The organism is Phenylobacterium sp. (assembly GCF_036402295.1).
Classification (GTDB): Bacteria; Pseudomonadota; Alphaproteobacteria; order Caulobacterales; family Caulobacteraceae; genus Phenylobacterium.
This window is the reverse complement of sequence record NZ_DASWTE010000295.1, coordinates 1-7,900: the sequence shown is the minus strand read 5'-3', so window position 1 is coordinate 7,900 and position 7,900 is coordinate 1. Positions and strand designations below refer to the sequence as shown.

Annotated in this window: 7 protein-coding genes and 1 pseudogene; 2 read left to right on the top strand and 6 right to left on the bottom strand. The window is 71.4% G+C overall.

From position 1 onward, the window contains the following. Positions 1 to 2,308 (bottom strand): helicase-related protein (locus VGD44_RS17855; protein WP_331089604.1); only part of this gene is annotated, 2,308 nt, incomplete at its 3' end. A gap of 271 nt (positions 2,309 to 2,579) precedes the next feature. On the opposite strand from VGD44_RS17855, the gene VGD44_RS17850 reads away from it, so the two are divergent. Both VGD44_RS17850 and VGD44_RS17845 read left to right on the top strand, forming a co-directional pair. Then, a complete protein-coding gene (locus tag VGD44_RS17850) occupies positions 2,580 to 2,753 on the top strand; it encodes a hypothetical protein (protein ID WP_331089602.1) in 174 nt (57 codons plus the stop codon). 88 nt (positions 2,754 to 2,841) lie between these two features. Continuing rightward, positions 2,842 to 4,665 (top strand): DUF885 domain-containing protein, encoded by a 1,824-nt coding sequence (locus VGD44_RS17845; protein WP_331089599.1) that lies wholly within the window; start codon positions 2,842 to 2,844, stop codon positions 4,663 to 4,665. On the opposite strand, the gene cdd is transcribed toward VGD44_RS17845, so the two are convergent. The 5 genes and pseudogenes from cdd to VGD44_RS17825 all read right to left on the bottom strand — a co-directional run. After that, on the bottom strand, positions 4,662 to 5,066 hold the full coding sequence (gene cdd / locus VGD44_RS17840) for a cytidine deaminase (protein ID WP_331089596.1): 405 nt from the start codon (positions 5,064 to 5,066) through the stop codon (positions 4,662 to 4,664). The genes VGD44_RS17845 and cdd overlap by 4 nt on opposite strands. Before the next feature lie 64 nt (positions 5,067 to 5,130). Next, positions 5,131 to 5,346 (bottom strand): annotated as a pseudogene (locus VGD44_RS26545) (amidase family protein); the annotation flags it as partial. A gap of 37 nt (positions 5,347 to 5,383) precedes the next feature. Then, positions 5,384 to 6,514: an ABC transporter permease gene (locus VGD44_RS17835; protein WP_331089594.1), complete on the bottom strand. Its 1,131-nt coding sequence runs from the start codon at positions 6,512 to 6,514 to the stop codon at positions 5,384 to 5,386. Then, positions 6,514 to 7,431, bottom strand: a complete 918-nt coding sequence (locus tag VGD44_RS17830; protein WP_331089592.1) for an ABC transporter ATP-binding protein — start codon at positions 7,429 to 7,431, stop codon at positions 6,514 to 6,516. Before VGD44_RS17830 ends, VGD44_RS17835 begins: the two co-directional genes overlap by 1 nt. After that, a partial coding sequence (locus tag VGD44_RS17825; protein ID WP_331089589.1) for an HlyD family secretion protein occupies positions 7,428 to 7,900 on the bottom strand: 473 nt, incomplete at its 5' end. The genes VGD44_RS17830 and VGD44_RS17825, both read right to left, overlap by 4 nt.

Sequence of the window (7,900 nt, the reverse complement as noted above, 5' to 3'; positions counted from 1 at the left end):
CCTCGCGCGCCTGGTCCGCCAGCACCACGCCGCCGGCCTGACGCGCGCCGCCGCGCATCAGTTCGTCCAGCCGCTCGAGCTGCTCCACGGGCACGGCGTGCTGACGGACCGCCCGCAGGCCGTAGGCGGCGAGGACGCGGGGCGACGGCAAAGGCTGCGGTAGACGGCTGACGGCGCCCACGGGCGGCCGCCAGTCGGGCGCCTCACGCAAGGCGATGGCCTGCAGCAGGGCCCGCGCCTCGGGCCGCAGCACGGCGGGGACGAAGATCGAATGCGCGCCGATACGGACGCCCAGGCTGCGCAGCATCCGCCGCTCCACCTGGCTGAGCGCGCGGGTGTCGGCGCGCACCTCAGCGCGGTCGAGCACGCCGCCGGCCTCGATCAGGCGGTAGGCCAGCCCGCGCGCCAGGCCGCGGATCTTGCCGTCGGCCACGGCGGCTTCCAGCTTGCGCAGCGGGCTGAGCCTGCGGCCGGCCTCGGCCGCCACGAACGCCTCCAGCCGCCGCGCCGCCCGCTGGCGGGCCGCATCGTCGCCCACGTCGCCCAGCAGCCGCACGCGCGGGCTGAACGGCTGACCGCCGGCGATCGCACCGACCGCGACGCCGTCCCACAGCAGCGCACCGTCGGGCGTCAGGGCGAACGCCGTGTCGGCCTCGGCCGCGAGGCGTCCCAGCCGCCGGGCGATCTCGGGCCCCACCGCATGCTGCGCGGCGGCCCGAAGGGCCTTCTCCTCCAGCACGCTCGAACCCTGGGCGGCCTCGAAGCTCACGCCTGACAGGCGGCCCACGAAGTGGCCCTCGACCGTCACCGCGCCGTCGGCGCCGACGCCGGCCAGCATCTCCTCTCGCACCCGCAGGCCGCGCATCAGCGCGCTCGTCCTCCGGTCGACGAAGCGGGCCATCAGCTTCTCGTGCAGGGTGTCGGAGAGGCGGTCCTCCAGACCGCGCGTCTTGCCCTGCCACTCCGGCGGATCGGCCAGCCAGTCGGGGCGGTTGGCCACATAGGCCAGCGTCCGCACGCTGGCGAGGCGGCTGGCCAAGGTGTCGATCTCGCCGTCGGTGCGGTTCAACTGCTCGTACTGGCGCGCGATCCAGTCGTCGCCGATCCGCCGGCGGCGCTCGGTGAGCTGCAGGAAGAAGGCCTTCACCAGCCCCACGTGCTCCTCGGCCGCCACCTTGCGGAAGTCGGGGGTCTGGCAGACGTCCCACAGCCGCGCCAGGTTCGTGCGGTCGCGGGCGCGCGTCTGGACGATGTCGTCCTCGGCCAGCGCCTTCAGCGTGGTCTCGTCCAGCGCCTCGGCCGACAGCTTCAGGCCCTCGCGCTCCGGCAGCTTGTCCAGGCTCCGGATCAGCGCCGGCAGCGAGGCGAACTCGAGCTTCGAGTTGCGCCATTCGGCCCCGGCCACAGGCTCGAAGCTGTGGCCCTCCACGGCCTCGACCAGGTCGGGGTCCATGTCCTCGGCCTCGCCGGTGACGCCGAACGTGCCGTTCGTCTGATAGCGGCCCGCGCGGCCGGCGATCTGGCCGACCTCCTGCGGATGCAGGAACCGCGTGCGCCGGCCGTCGAACTTGCGCAGGCCGGCGAAGGCCACGTGATCGACGTCCATGTTCAGGCCCATGCCGATGGCGTCGGTGGCCACCAGGAAGTCCACCTCGCCCGACTGGTAGAGCGCCACCTGGGCGTTGCGGGTGCGCGGGCTGAGCGAGCCCATCACCACGGCGGCGCCGCCGCGCTGGCGGCGGATCAGCTCGGCGATCGCGTAGACCTGGTCGGCGCTGAACGCGACCACGGCCGAGCGCCGGGGCAGGCGGGTCAGCTTCTTGGGCCCGGCGTAGGTGAGGTCCGAGAACCGGTCCCGCGTCTGGATCTCGGCATGCGGCAGCAGGCGGCGGACCAAGGGCGCCATGGTCCCGGCGCCCAGCAGCATGGTCTCGGCCTTGCCTCGGGCGTGCAGCAGGCGGTGGGTGAAGACGTGGCCGCGCTCGGGGTCGGCGCAGAGCTGGATCTCGTCGACCGCCAGGAAATCCACCTCGACCGACAGCGGCATCGCCTCGACGGTGCACACGTAATACTGCGGCCTGGGCGGGACGATCTTCTCTTCGCCCGTAATCAGCGCCACCGACCGTGCGCCGCGCGTCTTGACGATCCGGTCGTAGATCTCCCGCGCCAGCAGGCGCAGCGGCAGGCCGATCATGCCGGACGAGTGCCCCAGCATGCGCTCCACCGCGAGGTGGGTCTTGCCGGTGTTGGTGGGCCCCAGGACCGCCACGAGCCGCGGCGGAGCTGCGCCCGAGGGGCGATCGCTCATGTCTTCAAGGTGGGATGTGGGAAAGAGTCGGGCAAGCGGGGTGCGCAGAACGTCGCGGCGACCTCAGCACGAGGGCCAGCTCGGAAAGCGCTGCAATCGCGGCACACACTCTACTGACGCTTGAGCCGCTCGCCCGGTTCCGCCGAAATCTCACCAGTTCTGCATAACCCCTATGCGTTCTCGCTGATTGAGAGGCGCCGGCGTGTCGCATATCGGTCTTCTCGAACGTCCTTGGGACGTCATGAGACCGAAACGCCCCCAGGAGCCCCCCATGGCCGCCGCCGCCGCAAACCCGGAGATCATCGAAGGCGTCTTCCGCGTGGTCGCCACCACCGAAGCCCCGCCGGCCCGCAAGTCGCCGAACCGCCAGCGCAAGGTCGCGCGGATCGTGTTCTGGAACAGCGCCTTGATGGTCGCGCTGGTGGCCCTGCCGCTGGTGTTCTGACGCCGGGCTACGCCCGTCTGCCGCAAGGCCATTGCGCGATCTACAAGCCCCGCTAGGTTCACCGCCTTCCGTTCGGGGATATCGCGCAATGATCGACCGCCGCCAGCTTCTGCTCAGCACCCTCGCCGCGGGCGCCGCCGCCTCGCCGCTGGGCGCGCTCGCAGCCGAGGGCGAGGGCGTTTCCGACTCGCGCCTGGCCAGGCTGCTGGACACCTTCGTCGAGGAGATGCTGGCCCTCGATCCGCAGACCGCCACCGGCATCGGCAAGGACAAGGGACCGCGCGCCGGCCTGAGGCGCCGCCTGAACGACCTCTCCACCGGCGGCCGGACGAAGCAGATCGCGGGCTATGCCGACCGCGCCAAGCGCCTGCGCGCCCTCCCGCGCGCCAGCCTCAAGGGCCGCGACCTCACCACCTACGACTCCGTGCTCTACGCCATGGATGTCGGCGCCGAAGGCGGCCGGTTTGGCTACGGCCGCGACTACGCCAACCCGTATGTCGTCAGCCAGCAAGACGGCACGGTCGCCAACACCGGCGAGTTCCTGAACAGCCAGCATCTGATCGAGACCAAGGACGATGCCGAGGCCTATCTCGCCCGCCTGGAGCAGGTGGGGGGCGCCCTCGACCAGGAGAGCGACCGGATCAAGGACGCCGCCGGCAAGGGCGTGGTCCTGCCCGACTTCCTGCTCGCCACGGCGCTGAAGCAGGGGCAGGACCTGCGCGCCCAGGACGCCGCGGCCACGCGCCTCGTGGGCTCGCTGGTCGAGCGCGCCAAGGCCAAGGGGATCGACGGCGACTGGCAGGCCCGGGCCACCGCGATCGTCGCCCAGCAGGTGTTCCCGGCGCTGGAGCGGCAGGCGGCCGTGCTGAAGGCGCAGCAGCCGCAGGCGACACACGACGCCGGCGTCTGGAAGTTCCGCGACGGGGCCGACTATTACCGCTGGGGCCTCAAGTACAACACGACCACCGACCGCACCCCCGCCGAGATCCACCAGACCGGCCTGGACCAGGGCGCCCAGATCGACGCCATGATGGACGGCATCCTGAAGGGGCAGGGTTACACTCAAGGGTCGGTCGGGGAGCGGATGGGCGCGCTCACCGGCGACCCCAAGTTCCTGTTCCCCAACACCGACGCCGGCCGCCGCGAGCTGATCGCCTTCATCGAGGGCAAGATCGCCGCCATTCGCCCCTTCATCCCGAAGTTCTCGAAGCTGGGCCTGAAGGCGCCCGTCGAGGTGAAACGCGTGCCGCCCGAGATCCAGGACGGCGCCTCGCTCGGCTACATGAACTTCGCCGCCCTCGATGGCTCGCGCCCGGCCATCTACTACGTGAACCTCAAGGACACCGGCGCCTGGCCGAAATACACGCTGGCCAGCCTGTCCATGCACGAGGCGCTGCCGGGCCACGCCTGGCAGGGCGCGTACCTCGCCGAGCGCCACAGCGAGGTCCACACGATCTCGTCGCTGATCAACTTCGGCGCCTTCACCGAGGGCTGGGCGCTCTACGCCGAGCAGCTGGCCGACGAGGTGGGGCTCTATGCCGACGACCCGATGAGCCGGCTGGGCTACCTGCAGGCGCTGCGCTTCCGCGCCGCCCGCCTGGTCGTGGACACCGGCCTGCACGACAAGCGCTGGACCCGCGAGCACGCCGTCCAATGGATGACCGCCGCCACCGGCCGCTCGACCGGCGCGGTCACCAGCGAGGTCGACCGCTACTGCGCCAGCCCCGGCCAGGCCTGCGCCTACAAGACCGGCCACAACGAAGTCGTCCGGCTGCGCGAGAAGGCCAAGGCGGCGCTGGGCCCGCGCTTCGACCTGCGCGACTTCAACGACGCGGTGGTGACGACGGGCGGTTGCCCGCTCGCGGTGCTGGAGACGGTGATCGACCGCTACGTGGCCGGGATGAAGGCTTAGCCGCGCGGCGGCAGCCGGAAGCCGAGCGGCAGGAGGGCCGCGATCGTGTGGCCCTCGCAAGCGTTGTCCTCTGCGACGCTGACCACCTCGCAGCTGGCTTCCGAGAACTCCCAGATCTTCTGCCGGCAGCCGCCACACGGCCAGATGTGGCCGGGGAGCGACGAGACCACCCAGACCCGCTTCAGCCGAGTGTCGCCCTGGGTGATCGCCGCAGAGATCGCGCTGGCCTCGGCGCAGAGGCCCTGCGGATAGGCGGCGTTCTCGACGTTGACGCCGTAGTGGATCGTCCCGCCGTCGCCCTCCACCGCTGCGGCCACCCGCACCCCGGAATAGGGCGCGTGGCTGTGCGCGAGCAGTCGATAGAGCTCGGCGGCGACGGCCGGAGGCACGGAAGCGGTCATGAAGAGAGAGGGCGTCCCAGAGCGTCAGAGGGACGGGTGAGTCTAGCGCTACGGTGGAGTTTGTCGAATCCGCGGCTACCCACCTGCCGCAAGAGCCCAACAGCGCCAGGTCGCCGGCGTTGCGCGCCATCGGCCCGTTGACGCCCGTCGAGGCGGTCCAGACGTCGCGCGGCGACAGCGGCACGCGCCCGAAGCTGGTCCGGAAACCGTAGACGGGGTTCCAGCCCGCCGGATTGCGCAGGCTGCCGCCGTAGTCGCTGCCATCGGCCACCGGGACCATGCGGCGAATGCGACCCGCCGGCCTTTTGCGCGAAGATCTAGTCCAGCGTCCGGCGGTAGCGGGCCATGGCGAGTGCGGTGACCACCAGGACGAAGGCCACCAGCGCCAGCAGCTCGCGCCACTGGTCGCCCAGGCCCTGACCCTTGAGCAGCGATCCCCGCACCACGCGCAGCAGGTGCGTCACGGGGATGATCTCGCCCAGCCACTGCGCCCAGGCCGGCATGCCGCGGAAGGGGAACATGAAGCCGGAGAGCAGGATCGAGGGCAGCAGGTAGAAGACGCTCATCTGCATCGCCTGCAGCTGCGAGCGGGCCACGGTGGAGATCAGGAAGCCCAGAGCCAGCGAGCCGATGATGAACAGTGCTACCCCGACCGAGAGGCCGAGCCAGCCGCCCTGCATCGGCACCTCGAACAGGAACCGCGCCAAGAGCAGGATGATGGCCGCCTGCACCAGCCCCACCAGGACGTACGGCGCGAGCTTGCCGATCATCACCTCCAGCGGCTCGAGCGGCGTCGCCAGCAGGGTCTCCATCGTGCCCCGCTCCAGCTCGCGGGTCATGCTGAGCGCGGTCATCATCACCAGCGTCAGGGTGAGCACGATCCCCAAGAGGCCCGGCACGATGTTGTGCGAGGTGATGGCCTCGGGATTGTACTGCCGGTGCACGACCACCTCGAACGGGGCCGGCGCCTGGGCCCGCGGCGCGACGGCGCCGGTGAGGTCGTGGGCCAGCGCCTGGGCGGGCAGGGCGGCCAGCGCCGCCACCGCGCCGCCGGTGGCGGCCGGGTCGGTGGCGTCCACCTCCACCAGCACCTTGGCTTCGTCCGCCCGCGCCACCCGGCGGCTGAAGTCGCCGGGCACGGTGACGGCGAACTGCACCTCGCCGCGGCGGATCATGGCGTCCAGCTCGGCCGGACTGCGCGCCTGGGCGACGAAGTCGAAGTAGAGCGAGTTCTTCAGCGCCGCCGTGATCGAGCGCGCATAGCGGCTGTCCTCCTGCATCAGCACCGCGGTCGGCAGGTGGCGCGGCTCGGTGTTGATCGCATAGCCGAACAGCACCAGCTGCAGCACCGGGATGCCGAGCATCATGGCGTAGGTGATCCGGTCCCGCGTGAGCTGCTTGAACTCCTTCATCAGCACCGCGAACACCCGGTTCCAGGACAGGCCCATCATTGGATGTTGTCCTCGCTCCGGCCCATCAGCTGGATGAACACGTCCTCCAGCGTCGGCGGCGCCTCGGTCCAGTGGTAGCCCTTGCCGCGGTAGGGCTGGATCGCCGCCTCCAGGGCCGCCCGGTCGGTCCCGCTCACGTGGATCGCCGCGCCGAACGCGGCGGCCGTCTCGACGCCCGGCGCGGTCGCGAGTTCATGCGCCAGCTTGTCGGCGTTGGCGCCTTCGCCGTGGAAGGTGATCAGGCCCGAGGCGTCGATCACCTCCTCGGCCGTGCCGCGCGCGATCAGCCGGCCGTACGAGATGTACGCGATCTCGTGGCACCGCTCGGCCTCGTCCATGTAGTGGGTGGAGACCAGCACCGTCAGGCCTTCGGCGGCCAGGGCGTGGATCTCGTCCCAGAACGTCCGCCGAGCCTTGGGATCGACCCCCGCCGTCGGCTCGTCCAGCAGCAGCAGCCGCGGCTCGTGCAGCGTCGCGGTGGCCAGCGCCAGCCGCTGCTTCCAGCCGCCGGACAGCGTGCCGGCCAGCTGATCCCGGCGCGAGGTCAGCCCCAGCCGCTCCAGCGCCGCGTCCACCCGCTCGCGCCGCCGGTCCAGGCCGTAGACGCGGGCCGTGAACTGCAGGTTCTCGGCGATGGTGAGGTCCTCATAGAGCGAGAACTTCTGGGTCATGTAGCCCGTGCGCCGCTTCACCTCGTCGGCGTCGCGGATGATGTCGTACCCCAGCGCCTCGCCCGAGCCCGAGTCCGGCGTCAGCAGCCCGCACAGCATCCGCAAGGTCGTGGTCTTCCCCGACCCGTTCGGCCCCAGGAACCCGCAGATCCGCCCTTCCTCGACCTGGATCGTCACGTCGTTGACGACGTGCTTGTCGCCGAAGCTCTTGTTCAGCCCATGGACGTCGATGGCGAAGGTCATGGCCGCAGCGGCTCCACGTCCACCGGCTGGCCGGGGTTGAGCCGGGCCGAGGGCCGCGCCTCCACCAGGTAGACCAGCCGGTCGCGGGCCTCGCGGCTGTAGATCACCGGCGGGGTGAACTCGGGGCGCGGGCTCACGAACTCGATCCGCGCCGACAGGCCCTTGGCGCAGCCGTCGCAGGCGAAGCGCACCGTGCGGCCGATCCGGTACGCCGCGAGGTCCCGCTCGGGCACGAAGAACCGCACCTTGATCCGCTCGTCGGGCAGCAGGCTGAGGATCGGCTGGTTGGCCGGCGCCCATTCGCCCGCGTGGAAGAAGACGTCCTCGACCCGGGCCTTCTTCGGCGCCGTCGGGGCCACCTCGGCCAGCCGCGCGCCGGCGCCGGTCACCGCGGCCTGCGTCTGGGCGACCCGCGCGTCGGCGGCGCGGACCTGGTCCTGGCGCGCGCCCAGGGTGGCGGCGTCGCGCT